Genomic DNA, 16,181 nt, shown 5'->3' with positions numbered 1-16,181 from the left:
CAGCTACTCAGAGATAACGACCTCGTGAATATCCTCACCCACGGCCCGCAGCTCGGGGCGGTACATATCCTCCACCTGAGTCGGCGGCACCTGATAGCGACCCGGCGTCACCGCCCGCATCAGGTAGACCAGCTGCTGGTTGCTCCCCTCGCTCAGATCCAGCGCCGCCGTATAGCGGTCGTCACGAAACTCCTGATGCTTGAGATAGTCGTTCCACTCGCTCTGCCACGCCGGTTTCCCCTCAATGGAGAGCTCTTCGAGCTTGATGCTGTTGCCAAGGGCCGGATTCTCCAGCTCAAAACCGGCTGGCACCATCTCCACCAGCAGGGCATCGGGCACCGCCGATTCGCTGCTGACGTTGAGTCGCACCACCACCAGATCGCCCACCTTCACTTTGGTCGGGTCAAAACGCTGACCGTCGCTGTTGAACCAGCTACGGGTCACGCTCATCCCTTTGCTAATCCGTGCTGGCGCTTGCTCGGGGTAGCCAATCAGAGTGCGCTGCACATAGAGCGAGCCCTTGCCCTCGTTGGTAACCGCGCTGGCCGCCAGCGCCTCGGGGGCGCCCAGCTGCAACGGGGCCGAACCGCTCAGGGATTCGCTACCAAAGGATGAGGCAACCTTGGCCTGCCAGTCGATAGCCGGGTCGAAACGGGCGAGTCGCAACAGGGCGAGCCGCTCCTGGGTGCTGAGCCACTGACGATGAGCCAGGGTGTCGGCCACCTTGGCACTGAGAGCTGGCCAGCGATCCAAAGCCAGCTTGTGCTGGCGCAGCAAGGAGAGCTCAAGGGCTTCATCGCGCAGCGGTGAACCGTAATCCCCCAAGTAGGCGTCACCACGCTCGGTCCCTAGCGCCCGGCTGAGGGCCTTGGCGGCGTTCTGCTCATCCCCCATGGCCGAGAGGGCCAGCGAGAGGTGCAAGAGCGGCAAACCGGATCTGGCGTGATCGGCCTGCTGCTCCCAGATAAGGCGCAGGGTAGCGAGCGGCGCCTTGCCCACCCGGGCCAGCACATAGGCGCTGTAGGCCTGATAGGCCAACCGACTGTGCTCGGGGGCACTGCTCCAGCGCTCGCCGTACTGGCTGTCGGTGAGATAGCTTTGCAGCCGATTTAGCGCCTGATTGAGCATCGCCTCCGGCACTGCGTCGCCCGCCTCCTTGCGGGCCAGCAGGTAGTCGGCGGCATAGGCGGTGAGCCACTGCTCCTCGTCGGAGCGACCATCCCAGAGGCCAAAGCCGCCGCTTGGCAGTTGCAACCGCTGCAGCCGTTGCAGCAGGGCGCGCTGCACATCCGCCTCGCTCGCCGGTTTCTTGCCCTCTGCGGGTTTGGTCCAAGATGCCCGCTCATCGGCCGTGGTCAGCAGATAGGGCCAGGCACGGGACAAGGTCTGCTCCAGACAGGCGTAGGGGTAGTCGGCCAGCGCCTGCCACTGGGCTGCCGGATCCCAGGGCGGGGTGCCGGAGAGGCTGAGCAGCCCCTGCAGGTTGGTGGGATCCAGCCCGGCCAGCTCGCCCGGTGCAAAGCTCATCTGCTGACCCGGGGCCAGCATCTGGTAGCGCTGGCGAGTCTCGGCAGGCCAGGGGGCGCGCAGCGGCAGAGACCAGTCGCGACTTATCGAAAAATCCTTGCCGCTGGCCGCCAACTGCAGGCTTGCCACACCGCTCGCCCCGGTCACAGTGAGCGGCAGGGTCAGCCACTGCTCCTCGCCGTTTTTAAGAGACAGCGTGCTGGGCAGCTCGCCGTTTGCCTTGAGCCCGCCATTGAGGGTCCAGGCAAGGGAGAGGGTCTGATCCTCGCCACTCATGTTGCGCAGCTGCACCAGCGCCCGGGTCTCATCCCCTCTGGCGCCAAAGCGCGGCCAGCCAATTTCGGCCACCAAGGGCGCCACCACCTTGACGGCGCGCTCGGCCTCACCGACTTGCTGTTCATTCCAGGCCAGCGCCATCAGCGCCAGCTCGCCATTGAAGTTGGGCAGTTCGAGCGGGATCACCGCCCTGCCTTGCTGGTCAAAACTCACCTCGCCGCTCCAGAGCGCAGCAATCTCGACCCGGCTCTCCAGCGCGCCACCTTTTTTCAGCGGTGCCCGGTCGCCCCCGTAGTTGAGGCGTGCCAACTTGCCATCTTGCGGCGGGATCACCTGGCCATAGTTGTCGAACAAATCCTGTGCGAAGCGCTTGCGACCAAAGAAGATCTCGAACGGGTCGAGGGGCTGGTAGTCACTGATATTGAGCACACCCCGATCCACCGCCGCCAGCACCACCCGTCCCTGACTGTTGGGGGTGGAGGTCGCGGTCACTTCCAGCCGGGTGAGCGGCACCGCTTTATCAGGCGCGCTCAGGGTGAGCGGCAGACGGCGCGCTTCCCGATCCAGCGTGAGCGGCACCAGCCCGACTGAGCGCAGGCTCTGCACACTCTTTTGGCTCACCGGCTTGGAGTCGCTGTCTGGCGCGGCGATCTGGGCCGAAATATGCAGATCGTGACGCTGCCACTCGGGGCTAACCGGGATCTCGAATTCGCCGCGGGCATCTTTGGCATCGCCACCGGCCCCCTTGAGCTCGATGCGCTGCCACCAGCGCAGGCCGTCGCCATCCTCCACCATCAGCAAGCCCTTGCCGGGGCGCGGGGCCACCACAGTCACTTTGGCTTTGTCGCCCGCCAGATAGGCGCGCTTGTCGAGGGTGATGGCAATCTTGTCGGGCCTTGCCTGCTCGCCACCGCCGCCCCAGGCGTAACTGCCGATCTCCACCCGCAGGCTGGATTGATGGCCCTGACTGTTCTCCACCTCCAACCGATACCAGCCCGCCGCCAGTTGCAGCGTGAGCGGGGTCGGCCCCTTGCCATCCAGCTGCAGGGTCTGCTCCTGCTCCAGATAGGGCTGGCTGTTGAACTCGTACTTCCACCCCTCGCCATCGGCGTAGTGCCAGTAGTAGTCGCGGTACTCGTTGATGAGGCGCACCTTCACTGACCCCGCCACCGGTTGACCTTGCTCATCGAGGTTGAGGATCTGGAAGGGCAGCGGCTTGCCCCCTTCCACCCGATCAGCCACGAAGTCGGCCTTGAGCGCCGGCCACTGGCTGCCCGCGGGCCAGCCATACTGGGTGCGGCTGCGATTGACAGCGCGGCCGCCGGGCTCGGACAAGGAAACCCGATAAGCCACCTCCAGCGGCCCGAGGGCTCGCACCCCATCGAGCTCATCTTGCAGTGAAAAAGTCCCCTGTCCCTGCGCATCGAGGGTGAGATTCCGCGCCTCGAGATCCTTGGCCTGCTCGGCGAGCAGCACGTCACCCAGCGTGAACTCCTGCCACTGGGTAAAGGGCATGGTGGCGCGGCTGATCTTCACCTCCGCCTTCGCCTTGGTGGCACTGGCTGGCGCGCCGTAGAGATAGTCCCCTTGCAGCGGCAGGGTGAGTGCCTGTTGCTGGGTCAGCAATTCCCCATCCGGCCCCTTGCCAAGCTGCAGTTTCAAGCGCTCTGGCAGAAACTCCTCCACCAAAAAGGGCCACTCGAAGCGGCTGCCAGCGGCAGTCTTGAGGTTGATGGTCCAGCGCCCCAGCGGCGCATCGTCCGGCAGGCGTAGGCCGTAGTGGGCGGCACCCAGGCTATCGGGTAAAAGTCGTTTTTGTTCGAGCAGCTGGCCATCCGGCTGTTTCACCTCCAGCTCCACCGCCATCCCCGGCAGCAACTGGCCATCTTGCCCTTTAAGCAGGATCTCGCTGTCGAGCCGCTCGCCGGGGCGATAGAGGTCGCGCCCGCTAAAGAGATAAAGCTGCTGGGCCTGCCAGGGTTGGGTGCCGAGATCGAAAGTGGAGAGATCGAGCGCCGCCCCGTCGAGGCGCAGCACCGCCAGATGCTTGCCCTGCTCGGCCAGTAGCAGACGAGCCCCTTGCACCTGTTCGAAGCGGCGATGGCCTTGCGGATCGGTATTTTGCACCTGCAGCCGGTTGCCCTTCTCGTCGAGCAGGGAGAGCTGCACATCCTTGAGGGGGTCGGCGCTGGCCAGCGAGCTGACGAACACCTCCAACTGATCGCGGTAACGACGGGCACTGAGCCCCATGTCGCTTACCGCGAAATAGGTGGTCTCCTTGCGCCAGTCGTAGTTGCCAAGGGGCGACATCACCGCAAAGTAGACACCGGCCTCGGCCAGCTGCGGCTCTTTCACGTTAATAAGGCGGGTCTCGCGCCGGTTGGCATCGAGCTCCAGGGCGTAGCGGCCGCTGAACACCCGCTTGGCCCGCTGGGTGATCTGCTCAAGCTCCCAGTTGCCCATGCCAGCACCGGGGCGATACTCCGCCAAAAAACGGGGCAGATATTCCGCATCGACCCTGAAGAAGTCGATATTGACCTCGTCCACGTTGACCGCGCTGATGGGCAGGCGCAGCTCATCGCGCAGCGGCAATACCATGCCGCTGGCGGTAAAGGATGCCCCCGCCTCCAGCGGGCGGGTCTTGAGGGTCCAACTCTGGGGGGATGGGCCCAGCCCCGACTTGAGGCTCACCTCGTAGTTTTTGTCAGGCTGAACATTCGGAAAATAGAGGGTGCGGCCATCTTCGGCGAGGATCCACTCCCCCTGCACCTGCTTGCCACCTTCACTGACCCCGAGCCAACTCTGCCAATTTGCCTTGGGCGCCAGGGGGCCGGAGAAGACCAGCGCCAGCGCTGGCGCATCGCGATATTGGCGGGCATTGGCCTGCACCACAGAGCTTGGCGCACCAGACTCCTGCTGGGCTGCGGGCTGCGTGGTCGGCGAATTGGCAACCGGCTTGTCAGGGCCGCAACCGGCCAGCAGCAAACCGGCCAACCCGCAGAGCAGCAGGGCCGACCAGCGGTGGCGCAAGCCGGTTCCAGCAATAGATCTGTGAGAAGCAGGGGGAGAGTCGAAGAGGCGCATAGGTTCCATCCCGAGTTGGAGCGCTGCAAGCGCAGCGTGGCAGCAAACAGGATAAGGCATCCTGCTCACCCGACACAAAGCTCATTACCCGGATGGGCACAATTGAGCGCCCCTGCCGCACGATAACCCCCTTGCCCACTCATGTTTAGTGCGGCAAGGGTTGTCATCTAGTCGTGGGTGGTCTGGTTTTTTGCCCCGCCTTTGAACCAGCGAAACAGGATGGCCATGACGGCCGCCAGAAACAGCACCAGCGAAGTGATCAAAAGCGCCCGGGTCAACAGCTCGCTGTGGTGGAGGAAGAAGGGAGTATTCATCGCCAGCTTGCCCACCAGGCTAAGGCAGAGCGCCCACATAAAGGCACTGGCAAAGCTGGCCACGCACATCCGTAGCACGCTCAGGCGACCAATCCCCATCAACATGGGGGTCAACACCCGCACAAACGGGATGAAACGGGAGGAGAACATCGCCAGAAAACCGTACTTTTTCAGCAGCCGGGTCGCTTTGGGCAGGCTGTCAGGGGGCAGCATCCGCTCGATATGATCCATAAAACAGGTGCGCTGCAGGGCCCGTCCCTGCCAGTACGCCAACACGGATCCCAGCCCCGCCGCCAGCGGCAGAAGACAGAGGGTCACTTCGGGGCCAAACACCCCCATGCCCACCAACCCGCCGGCCAGCAGCACCAGACTGTCCCCCGGCAGGGGCAGGAAGACGAATGCGGACTCCAGCAGCAGGCAACTGATCAGCAGGGGCACCGCCTGCATCTGAACCAGGGCGTCAAAATCCTGATGCCAAATGGCCATCAGCATATCCAGCATGTCACTCTCCCTACTACACGGTTCATCATGAACGAGGCAGGGGTTATAGCACCCATCCCCTGAACAAAACGTTAATTTTGCCCAGCACAGGAAAAAAAGTGTGTCGAAATATTGCTGTAACAAGGGGGGATGCAAGGAGGGCGAACAGCAGAGACAAAAAGCCCCTCATCTTGCACGCACAAGGGAGAGGGGCAAACAGGCACAGAAATAAAACGGTTACTCGGCGGTGGCCATCTGCCAGGTTTTGAAGCCGCCGGAGAGGTTCTTCACTTTAAAGCCGTGCTGGCTCAGCAGGCGGCAGGCGACATGGCCGCGCAGCCCGACCTGACAGCTGATAAGCAGCTCTTTATCTTTGGGCAACTCATGGAGGCGACCACGCAATTCGTCGAGGGGGATATGCAGCGCTCCCGGAATGTGGCCCAGCTTGTCGAGTTCGGGGCCATTGCGCACATCCACCACCAGCTGATGGGGATGGCGAGCCTGCACCTCGGCCACATGGCAGAGCAGGGTATCCCCCTTCAGGTGGTTGCTCGCCACAAAGCCCGCCATGTTGATCACATCCTTGGCCGACCCGAACGGCGGCGCATAGGTGAGCTCCAGATCCTGCAGATCGAACACGGTCAGTCCAGCGCGCTGGGCTACCGCCAGCACGTCGATGCGCTTGTCGATGCCATCCTTGCCGATGGCCTGGGCGCCATAAATCTTGCCATCCGGGGCAAACAGCAGCTTGAGGCTGACCGGATGGGCGCCCGGGTAGTAACCGGCATGGCTGCCCGGGTGGACATAGACCTTCTCGAATGGCAGCCCCAGCTGCACCAGCCGTTTTTCGTTGAGGCCGGTGCTGGCCACCGCCAGATCGAACAGCTTGCAGATGGCGGTCCCTTGGGTCTTCTTGTAGGTTTCGCTTCGGCCCAGCATATTGTCGGCGGCGATGCGCCCCTGCCGGTTGGCCGGGCCCGCCAGCGGGATCAGCACAGATTCGCCGGTGACGAAGTCAATCTCTTCCACCGCATCCCCCACCGCATAGATGAAGGGATCCGAGGTACGCATGCCGGCATCCACCTTGATGCCGCCCCGTGGGCCCAGTTCCAGCCCCGCCTTGGCGGCGAGCAGGGTTTCCGGTTTGACGCCGATGGCGAGGATCAGCAGGCCGGTGTCGAGGTGTGAACCATCATTGAGGGTCAGGCGCAGGCCACCGCTGTTGGCGGTCGGCACGGCAGCGGTCTTCTCGGCAGGCAGATCCAGACTCTCGATGGCGGTGAGGCCGGTGCGCAGGCGCAGGTCGATCCCTTCTTCGCGGATGCGGGCATGGAGCATGTTGGCCATCTCCTTGTCCACCGGCGCCATCACCTGATCGGCCAGCTCCAGCAGGGTGACATCCAGCTTGCGCTGATGCAGCGCTTCCATCATCTCCAGCCCGATAAAGCCGCCGCCCACCACGGTGACGTGGCGTGGCTGATCGTGGTGCAGGGCCGCCAGAATGCGATCCATGTCCGGAATATTGCGCAGGGTATAGACATGGGGGCTGTCGATGCCGGGGAAAGGCGGACGGATCGGCGCCGCCCCCGGGCTCAGCAGCAGCACATCGTAATGCTCGCGCTGCTCTTCACCGGTTTGCAGGTTGCGCACCAGCAAGGTCTTGCCCGCCTTGTCGATTTCGATCACATCGTGGAACACCCGCACATCGACGTTGAAACGGCGCTTGAAACTCTGGGGAGTCTGCAGCAGCAAGGCATCCCGATTGGGGATATCGCCCCCGATGTGGTAGGGCAGACCGCAGTTGGCGAAGCTGACAAATTCGCCCCGCTCGAACATCACGATCTCTGCCTCTTCACTCAAACGACGAGCGCGAGCCGCCGCCGATGCCCCCCCCGCGACACCACCGATAATCAGGATCCGTTTCATCTGCAAGACTCCTCATACATGATAATGAGCAATAAATTAGACTTTTCTAATTTAGAATTCAATGAAATTTTGTTTCACACAATTTTGCAGTATTCTTGCAACCCCGACGGTTGTTTAACAGGATGTTGTTTGTTCATGTCGTCTACCGCACTGAGTCATCTTCCTCCTGCCCTCCAGACGCCGCTCTTTTTCCGGCTGGATCTGCGCAGTCAACGGCTGGTCGCCCTGACCGACGTGATGCAAACCCCGATCTACTGGCTCGACGAGCCGCGCGCCCCCTGGCCTGCCCAGCTCCCCGATGCCCTGCGCCTGCCCATCGAACAACTGCTGGCCAATGGCCATGGCGGCAAGATCACCGTGCGCTTTGCCAACCAGCGGTGGCACATCGCCCTCGCCCACGAGCAGGATGGCTTCTGGCTCATCTGTCTGCAGAACCTTCGCCAGGAGCCCATCGCAGATCTGGCCCTGCAACTGCCGCGGCTCAGCCAGATGGCGAGCCAGCAGCAGTATGCGCTGCTGCTCGAGGCCCTTAAAGAGAGTTTGGGGGCCGATCGGCTCATCCTCTGGCACTATCAGGCCAATGGCGATCTGGGCTGCGAGCAGCTCACCCCGGTGTTCACCCTGGGGGTCGAGGCGCTCTACCCCATTCGCGGTGACAGCCGCTATATCCGCGCCCTGCGCACCCGCAAATCCTTGAGCTTCTCGGAAGCTGCCCATCAGCCAATGCTGAGTAATCACCTCTATCTGACCAGTGCCGGTGTTCGCTCACGCCTTGATGGCGCCCTGCTGGAGCAGGACAAGCTGTTCGGGGTGTTGAGTCTGGAGTATCTCGATCCCACGCCATTCAGTGACGATATGTTGCTACTGGTTCGCCACTGTGCCCAGTTGCTCGGCAACTGGCAGCCCAGACAGCAGGATCCTGAACTGGCATTACCTGCCGAGCTCAATCACCTGACCGGGATCCGTTATTGCGAAACCCTGGTTCACTGGGCCATGGCGACCAGCGGTGCTCGGATTGGCTGGGTCGGCGAGTTTCAGCCCCGCGGCCAGGAACTGTGGATTATTCCCCGCTACGTCTGTAACGAAGAGGCATTACCCCCCCGCAAACCCATCCAACTAGATCCCGGTCCTGCCATGGAACTGTTCCAGCATGGCAAGGCTATCTATGTGGAAGATCTGCCATTGCGCTACCCCAAAGCGCCCCGCTTACTGGCCCTCAATGCCAGCGCTTATATAGGCATTCCACTACATGGCCCGGATAGTACTCCTATCGGGCAGCTCACTCTGCTACTAGACACGCCGCTGAGCGATCCTGACACCTTGCTCGACTTGCTGAGCAGCCAGCACGAGCGGGCCGCTATCGAGCTACAGCGTCTGGCAGCCGATGACGCCCTGCGGCTGGCGGAAGTGGCCTTCAATACCCACGATGGTCTGCTGGTGATGGATCACAGCGGCATCGTTCTCAAGGTTAACCACTCCTTCAGCCGGATCACCGGATTCAGTGACGTTGAGGTGATCGGTCACTCCATTCGCAAACTGCGCCCCACCTACTACGGGGATAACCTGAGGGCAGATGTCAGCCGTACCGTCACCGAACAGGCATTCTGGCTCGGGGAAGAGCGCTGCCTGCACCGGGATGGCCACCTGTTGCCAATCCGGTTGATGGTCAGTGGCGTCAACAATGATCTGGGGGAGCTGAGCCATTTCATCTGCAGCTTCTACGACATCACCCAAGAGAAAGAGGCGGCCAGGCACATCGAGCAGCTTGCCTACTATGACGAGCTTTGCGGCCTGCGTAATCGGCGCAGCCTCAATACGATTTTGCAGCAAACCCTGAGCGAACCCAGTGGCCAGTGGGGAGCCCTGCTGCTGGTGGATCTCGATAACTTCAAGTCGATCAACGACTCCCTCGGCCACGCCTGTGGCGATCAGCTGCTGCAGGCAGTGGTGCTGCGTTTCCAGGATCTTCCCCAGGACAATCTGGTGCAGGCGCGTATTTCAGGGGATGAATTTGCCCTGCTCTTTACCCAGCTTGGGCAGGGGGAAGTCACCGCCAAAATTTTGGCCGAGCACTTTGCCCGCGAGCTGATGGGGCTGTTTCGCACCCCGTTCGACATCGGTGATCACAAGCTGCACTGCAGCGCCTCGGTGGGGATCAGCCTCTTTTCCAGCAACGAGAAGGATCATCTGATTCTGATGCAACAGGCCGACACCGCGACCCACATGGCCAAGCGAGCCGGTCAGGGCAACTATGTCTTCTTCACCGAAGCGATGGCCCAGCACGAGAAGAACCGGCTGACCCTCACCAATGAGCTGCGCGACGCATTGCGTCATCACGAGCTGCAATTGCACTACCAGCCGCAATACCGGGTCGATAATGGCTCGCTGTCGGGCATCGAGGCACTGCTGCGCTGGCAGCGTAGCGATGGCACCATGGTGCCGCCCGCCGAGTTCATCCCCATCGCCGAGGAGACCAGCCTGATCCTCGAGATAGGCTACTGGGTGATGAAAACCGCCTGCGCCCAATACAGCTTCTGGCTCAACCGCGGCCTGCAGATCCCCCATCTGTCGGTCAACGTCAGCGCCCGCCAGTTCCACACCCAGGGCTTCGTGCAGCAGGTGGAGTACATTTTGCGCGACACCGGCGTGCCCCCCTCCCGCCTGCTGCTGGAGGTGACCGAATCGGTGGTGCTGGAGAATCGGCTCGAGAGCATCGCCAGAATGCGCCAATTGAAGGAGCTCGGCATCCTCATCTCCATCGATGACTTTGGCACCGGCTACTCGTCACTGGCCTATCTGCGGGATCTGCCCGCCGATGAGGTGAAGCTCGACAGAAGCTTCATTCAGACCCTGGTTAACAGCGAACAGGACCGCGCCATCGTCAAGGCGATCCTCGACCTGGCTCAGGTATTCCGCTTTACCGTCACCGCCGAAGGGGTGGAAGAGGAGGCACAGTTGGCCATCCTCAAAGCGCTGGGATGCCAGCATTATCAGGGATACCTCACCAGCCGCCCGCTCACCGTCAAGGCCCTTGAGCAGCTGCTAGGCAGTCGGGCGCCAGACTAAAGGTGTAGGATCAATAGGGGTTTATGTAATAAAATAACGTCCTGCTCGAATCGTTGGAGTTGTCTATGACTGTCATTAATCGGATCCCCGCCGTTGAAATCAGCCAACCGGCCGCATCTCAAGGCACCCTTGGCCGGATCCATTCCGTTGAAACCTGCGGCACTGTCGATGGTCCGGGAATACGCTTTATCGTATTCATGCAAGGCTGCCTGATGCGCTGCAAGTACTGCCATAATCGCGATACTTGGGATACCCAGGGTGGTCGTGAAGTGACAGTGCCGGAGTTGATGAAGGACATCACCAGCTATCGTCACTTCATGAATGCTTCTGGCGGCGGTGTGACCGCCTCCGGCGGTGAAGCCATGCTGCAACCGGCCTTCATCACCGAACTGTTTGCCGCCTGTAAAGAGCAGGGTATTCACACCTGCCTCGACACCAACGGCTTCGTCCGTCATCTCGATGAACAGGTCGACAAACTGCTCGAACAGACCGATCTGGTACTGCTCGACATCAAGCAGATCGATGACGAGAAACACATTCCACTGACCCACGTCAGCAATCGCTATACCCTGGAGTTTGCCCGCTATCTGGCCGCCAAAGGCAAGACTATCTGGATCCGCTACGTGGTAGTACCGACCTGGAGCGACGATGACGAGAGCGCCGAAGGGCTCGGCCAGTTCATCGCCGAGCTGGGAGAGAGCGTTGAGAAGATCGAACTGCTCCCCTACCACGAGCTGGGCAAACACAAGTGGGATGTGTTGGGCGACCCTTACGAGCTGAGCGGGATCAAGCCCCCCAGTAAAGAGGTCATGGAACGGGTCAAGGGCATCCTCGGCAAGTACCACGACAACGTCAAATATTGATGGTGAAAACAGGCTGACTCGTCAGCCTGTTTTGCTATGGGCCGGTCAGGAAGGCCGCCCGGACTCACCCCTACTTCATGACTGGACGACAAGATGAGTGAAGGACAACTCGCCGCCCTCCTGATCTGGCTGGTACTACTGGCCTTTAGCCTGCGCCGCTCTTTGTGGCAAACCCTCCATGACACCCCACTCTATCAGCACCTGTTGCTGGGCAGTGCCATCGCTCTGGTACCACTCTGGACGTTACGGGCCGGTCTGCATGAGGGGCTGGAAGTGCATTTTCTCGGGCTCACCACCCTCACCCTGTTGCTGGGCTGGCGACTGGCGCTGCTCGCCCCCTGCCTGACCCTGTTGGTACTCGGCTACTTCGGGGTCACCAATCTGGCTGACTTTGGCTGGCAAGCACTGGTTGGTATCGCCCTGCCAGTGGCCACCAGCTGGCTGCTGTTTCTGGCCAGCTGGGCCTGGCTGCCGCGCCATCTCTTTGTCTATATCTTCGTGGCGGCGTTTCTCGGCGGCGCCATCACCATCTCGGTCAAGGTGGCGGCCAGCGCGCTGCTGATGGGGCTGAGCGACAGCTACCCCTGGCACACTATCACGGCGGATTACCTCTCCATCTGGCCACTGCTGCTGTTCCCCGAAGCCCTACTCAACGGCATGGCGATGACGGTGCTTGCCATCTACCGTCCCCACTGGGTCAACACCTTCTTCGACCGCACCTATCTGGGCCATTAGCCAGCATTTTCCCTGACAAGGGCTCATAAAAAAGGAGAGACCATGGTCTCTCCTTGTTACGTTCTGAACTGTGCCAGCTACAGGCTTAGTGCAGCTTCAGGGTCGGGCGCAGCACCCGGTTGATGCGGCCCACCAGCATGATGAGGCCGGTCTTGACGTAGCCGTGCAGGGCGACCTGGTGCATCCGGTACAGCGAGATGTAGACCATACGCGCCATGTAGCCTTCCACCATCATGGAGCCACGCATCAGGTTACCCATCAGGCTGCCCACGGTGGAGAAGCGGCTCAGGGACACCAGCGAACCGTGGTCATGGTAGAGGTAGGGCTTCATCTCGCCACCGTTCATCTTGGCCAGAATGTTCTTGAACGCCTGGCTGGCCATCTGGTGGGCAGACTGAGCGCGCGGTGGCACAAACTTGCCATCCGGCTGCGGGCAGGCGGCGCAGTCACCGATCACGAAGATGTTCTCGTCACGGGTGGTCTGCAGGGTCTCTTTCACCACCAGCTGGTTGATGCGGTTGCTCTCAAGGCCAGCGATATCCTTCATGAAGTCCGGCGCCTTGATACCGGCCGCCCACACCATCAGATCCGCTTCAATCAGCTCGCCATCCTTGGTGTGCAGACCTTCGCTGGTCGCTTCGGTGATCATGGTGGCGGTACGTACATCGACCCCCAGCTTGACCAGCTCCTGATGGGCGGCGCCGCTGATACGCTCCGGCAGGGCCGGCAGAATGCGGGGACCCGCTTCCACCAGAGTCACTTTCAAACTATCGGCCGTGAGGTTTTTGAAGCCGTAGGCATAAAGCTGCTCAACCGCGTTGTAGAGCTCGGCAGAGAGTTCAACACCGGTCGCACCACCGCCGACGATGGCGATTTTCACCTTGTCACCCGGTTTGTATTCAGTAGCGAACTGCAGGAAGCGGTTCATCATGCTGTTGTGGAAACGATGGGCCTGGGAAGGGCTGTCAAGGAAGATGCAGTGATCCTTGATCCCCTTGGTGTTGAAATCGTTGGAAACAGAGCCGATGGCCATCACCAGCATGTCATAAGGCAGGGCGCGCTCATTGACCACGATCTCGCCATTTTCGTCATGGATCGGCGCCAGCACGATGCGCTTTTCGTCGCGCAGGATGTCGGTCAGGGTGCCGAGCTGGAAATCAAACCCGTGGTTCTTGGCATGGGACTGGTAGCTCAGGGCATCGATGCCCGCGTCCATTGAGCCGGTGGCCACTTCATGCAGCAACGGCTTCCACAGGTGGGTACGGTTACGATCAACCAGAGTGATCTTGGCCTTGTTCTTTTTGCCCAGCTTGCGACCCAGACTGGTGGCCAGCTCCAGACCACCGGCGCCGCCGCCGACAACGACAATATTCATCATGATGATTTTTCCTTGGTTCCTCAAAACGAAAGGGAGCCAGTGGCTCCCTAAAACGAAATCGGTCGACGTGATGATTCAAGCTTCTTTGAAGGCCTTCATCCGCTGCAGATGGTGCGAGATATTCTTGAATTTATGGGTCTCGCGCTCATCCCACACAATGTCGTAATAGTTCTTCAATTCACGTTCAGTGTCCCGATTATCGCGCACTTCATCCTGAACGGAAAGGATGCACAGGCAGTTTCCTGAATTTTTATTACGAAATTCAGTTACACACTTGGTGCCTATATCGTCATATTCCTCTGGCCGGTCGATCTTGCCCTGCATGGTCTCTGCCGGATGGAGGTTGGGGTTGAAAATCACCTGACGAATGCCGCACAGAAAGCCGATCCGCTCACTCCAGTAACCACCGAGCCCCACACCGCAGATCAGCGGCTTGGGATCGGTACTCATGTCGAGCTGTTTCTTCACTTCCTTAAGCAGGTGGCTCATATCATGACGGGGGTGAACCGTGCTGTAGTGCACGAAACGCACATCATCATCAATAAACTGCAACTGCAGCACTTTCTCGTGATTGCCGGGGCTGGTGGCATCAAAGCCATGCAGATAGATGATCATGGATAAGACCTCAAGATCTGTGTCGGTTTTATCGAAACTACCCCAGCGGCAGCCCCGTGCGCCACCAAAACATCGCACTTTCTTGCTTTGGATCACGCCCGCCCCCTGATTACGCACTGGGGCAAGGGGGCGCCATCAGGCTCTTTCCCCGGCGCAGCTATCAAAGTGAGATCGCCAGATCGATAATGATAAAACGCTTACCAATCTGAGATGCCGCTGCGAACGCCGCCCCCTGACCAGGGTCATTTATCGGATCGGGATGTGACTCACCCCACAAAAACAAAGCGTTACAGCCAAACGTTTTCGCTCATGACCGGCGTTGTGCATGTTTTGTGCACTGACCCACACCAGCACCAGATCCCCTCATCACACCTGCAGATGGATCGGGTACGTCAGACCATGCTCGCTATCAATGACCGGGAAAGCTGCGACTTTCACTATCTTGCCTGTGCCTGTTGTACAGGCTTCAAGGAGTGCTGTGTTCATGAACGAGACCAATCCCCCCTCCCCCCGACCGGGTGCGCGCAAGTACCCGGTGGATGAAGTGGAGCGCATGCTCCCCATGGGCCAGCTCTTTACCCTGGGCCTGCAACATGTGCTGGTGATGTATGCCGGCGCCGTGGCGGTGCCACTGGTGATTGGCGGCAGTCTGGGGCTGCCCAAAGATCAAATATCCTATCTCATCAGTTCAGATCTCTTCTGCTGTGGCATCGTCACCCTGCTGCAATGTGTCGGGATTGGCCGCTTTGCCGGGATCCGGCTGCCGGTCATCATGTCGGTCACCTTTGCCGCCGTGATGCCGATGCTGGCCATCGGTGCCAACCCGGATCTGGGGCTGACCGGCATCTTTGGCGCCACCATCGCCGCCGGTATCATCTCCACCCTGTTGGTGCCGCTGATCGGCCGACTGATGCCGCTCTTCCCCACAGTGGTGACCGGGGTGGTCATCACCTCCATCGGGATCAGCATCATGCAGGTGGGGATCGACTGGATGGCGGGGGGCAAGGGCAATCCGGAATATGGCAGCCTGCGCTATATCGGCACCAGCTTTGCGGTGCTCGCCTTCATCTTGCTGGTGACCCGCTTCACCAAGGGCTTTTTCAGCAATATCTCGGTGCTGCTCGGGATCATCTTCGGCTTCGTGGTGGCCATCGGTATGGGCGAAGTGAGCCTCGACGGTCTCGGCGACGCGGCCTGGTTTGCTCCCATAGTGCCGTTCGCCTTTGGTTGGCCCACCTTCGACCCCATCTCCATCGCCACCCTGACGGTGATCATGCTGATCACCTTTATCGAGTCGATGGGAATGTTTCTGGCCCTTGGTGACATCGTTGGCCATCCGGCCAGTCGCGGCGACATAGTGCGCGGGCTGCGGGTCGATGCCATCGGCACCATCGTCGGCGGGGTCTTCAACAGCTTCCCCCACACCTCGTTTTCCCAGAATATCGGGCTGGTGAGCGTGACCGGGGTGTCGAGCCGCTGGGTCTGCGTGATGTCGGGGGGGATCCTGCTCGCCTTTGGCCTGATCCCAAAAATGTCATTGATGGTTGCCTCCATCCCTCCTTTCGTTCTGGGCGGCGCTGGCATAGTGATGTTTGGCATGGTGCTGGCGACCGGCATTCGCATCCTTGCCCGTGCTGATTACAACAGCAACCGCCACAACCTTTACATTGTCGCTATCAGCCTCGGTCTTGGCATGATCCCGACGGTCTCGGGGAACTTCTTCCAGCACTTTCCGGCAGCGCTGCAACCACTGGTCCATAGCGGCATCCTGCTAGCTACCATCAGTTCAGTGGTGCTCAACCTCTTCTTCAACGGCTACCAACCGGACCTGACTCACCAGACCAAGCCATTGCTGGTCGGTCCGGTCAAACCGGAGCAGGAGCAGGCATAACAAACAGGCCCCCGGACACTCTCGCG

Annotated in this window: 9 protein-coding genes; 4 read left to right on the top strand and 5 right to left on the bottom strand. The window is 60.6% G+C overall.

Annotated elements, in window-relative coordinates; all coding sequences use genetic code 11:
* Positions 1-3: 3 nt before the first annotated feature.
* The 3 genes from CK911_RS04410 to CK911_RS04400 all read right to left on the bottom strand — a co-directional run bounded on the left by CK911_RS04410 (position 4) and on the right by CK911_RS04400 (position 7,607).
* The gene (locus CK911_RS04410; protein ID WP_172953956.1) at positions 4-4,887 is read right to left on the bottom strand and encodes an alpha-2-macroglobulin; all 4,884 of its coding nucleotides are present in this window, start codon (positions 4,885-4,887) and stop codon (positions 4-6) included.
* A 167-nt stretch (positions 4,888-5,054) separates the two neighbouring features.
* On the bottom strand, positions 5,055-5,702 hold the full coding sequence (locus tag CK911_RS04405) for a DedA family protein (protein WP_098969116.1): 648 nt from the start codon (positions 5,700-5,702) through the stop codon (positions 5,055-5,057).
* 216 nt (positions 5,703-5,918) lie between these two features.
* Complete coding sequence (locus tag CK911_RS04400; RefSeq protein WP_098969115.1) at positions 5,919-7,607, bottom strand: FAD-dependent oxidoreductase; 1,689 nt, start codon at positions 7,605-7,607, stop codon at positions 5,919-5,921.
* Between the two features lie 135 nt (positions 7,608-7,742).
* Here CK911_RS04400 and CK911_RS04395 point away from each other — a divergent pair, with 135 nt between their 5' ends.
* The 3 genes from CK911_RS04395 (at position 7,743) to CK911_RS04385 (ending at position 12,271) form a co-directional block, all read left to right on the top strand.
* Positions 7,743-10,673 (top strand): EAL domain-containing protein, encoded by a 2,931-nt coding sequence (locus CK911_RS04395; RefSeq protein ID WP_098969114.1) that lies wholly within the window; start codon positions 7,743-7,745, stop codon positions 10,671-10,673.
* Between the two features lie 65 nt (positions 10,674-10,738).
* The gene (gene pflA / locus CK911_RS04390; RefSeq protein ID WP_082186804.1) at positions 10,739-11,536 is read left to right on the top strand and encodes a pyruvate formate lyase 1-activating protein; all 798 of its coding nucleotides are present in this window, start codon (positions 10,739-10,741) and stop codon (positions 11,534-11,536) included.
* 93 nt (positions 11,537-11,629) lie between these two features.
* Entirely contained in the window at positions 11,630-12,271 is a 642-nt protein-coding gene (locus CK911_RS04385; protein WP_098969113.1) for an energy-coupling factor ABC transporter permease, read from the top strand.
* Between the two features lie 85 nt (positions 12,272-12,356).
* Here the strand turns inward: CK911_RS04385 and CK911_RS04380 are convergent, their stop codons facing one another.
* The gene (locus tag CK911_RS04380; protein WP_098969112.1) at positions 12,357-13,649 is read right to left on the bottom strand and encodes an NAD(P)/FAD-dependent oxidoreductase; all 1,293 of its coding nucleotides are present in this window, start codon (positions 13,647-13,649) and stop codon (positions 12,357-12,359) included.
* A 75-nt stretch (positions 13,650-13,724) separates the two neighbouring features.
* Positions 13,725-14,264, bottom strand: coding sequence for an alpha/beta hydrolase YcfP (gene ycfP, locus CK911_RS04375; RefSeq protein ID WP_042022510.1), 540 nt, complete (start codon positions 14,262-14,264; stop codon positions 13,725-13,727).
* Between the two features lie 484 nt (positions 14,265-14,748).
* Between ycfP and CK911_RS04370 the strand changes: the two genes are divergently transcribed.
* Positions 14,749-16,155: a nucleobase:cation symporter-2 family protein gene (locus CK911_RS04370; RefSeq protein ID WP_098969111.1), complete on the top strand. Its 1,407-nt coding sequence runs from the start codon at positions 14,749-14,751 to the stop codon at positions 16,153-16,155.
* Positions 16,156-16,181: the final 26 nt, after the last annotated feature.

The sequence above is a fragment of the Aeromonas sp. CU5 genome, assembly GCF_002586745.1.
Lineage (GTDB): Bacteria > Pseudomonadota > Gammaproteobacteria > Enterobacterales > Aeromonadaceae > Aeromonas > Aeromonas sobria.
The sequence above is the reverse complement of the archived record's forward strand: the minus strand, read 5'-3'. Positions and strand labels throughout refer to the sequence as shown.

Coding starts and splice junctions, on each gene's coding strand:
- CK911_RS04410 (WP_172953956.1), bottom strand. CDS start 4,887: ATGCGCCTCTTCGACTCTCCCCCTGCTTCTCACAGATCTATTGCTGGA.
- CK911_RS04405 (WP_098969116.1), bottom strand. CDS start 5,702: ATGCTGGATATGCTGATGGCCATTTGGCATCAGGATTTTGACGCCCTG.
- CK911_RS04400 (WP_098969115.1), bottom strand. CDS start 7,607: ATGAAACGGATCCTGATTATCGGTGGTGTCGCGGGGGGGGCATCGGCG.
- CK911_RS04395 (WP_098969114.1), top strand. CDS start 7,743: ATGTCGTCTACCGCACTGAGTCATCTTCCTCCTGCCCTCCAGACGCCG.
- pflA (WP_082186804.1), top strand. CDS start 10,739: ATGACTGTCATTAATCGGATCCCCGCCGTTGAAATCAGCCAACCGGCC.
- CK911_RS04385 (WP_098969113.1), top strand. CDS start 11,630: ATGAGTGAAGGACAACTCGCCGCCCTCCTGATCTGGCTGGTACTACTG.
- CK911_RS04380 (WP_098969112.1), bottom strand. CDS start 13,649: ATGATGAATATTGTCGTTGTCGGCGGCGGCGCCGGTGGTCTGGAGCTG.
- ycfP (WP_042022510.1), bottom strand. CDS start 14,264: ATGATCATCTATCTGCATGGCTTTGATGCCACCAGCCCCGGCAATCAC.
- CK911_RS04370 (WP_098969111.1), top strand. CDS start 14,749: ATGAACGAGACCAATCCCCCCTCCCCCCGACCGGGTGCGCGCAAGTAC.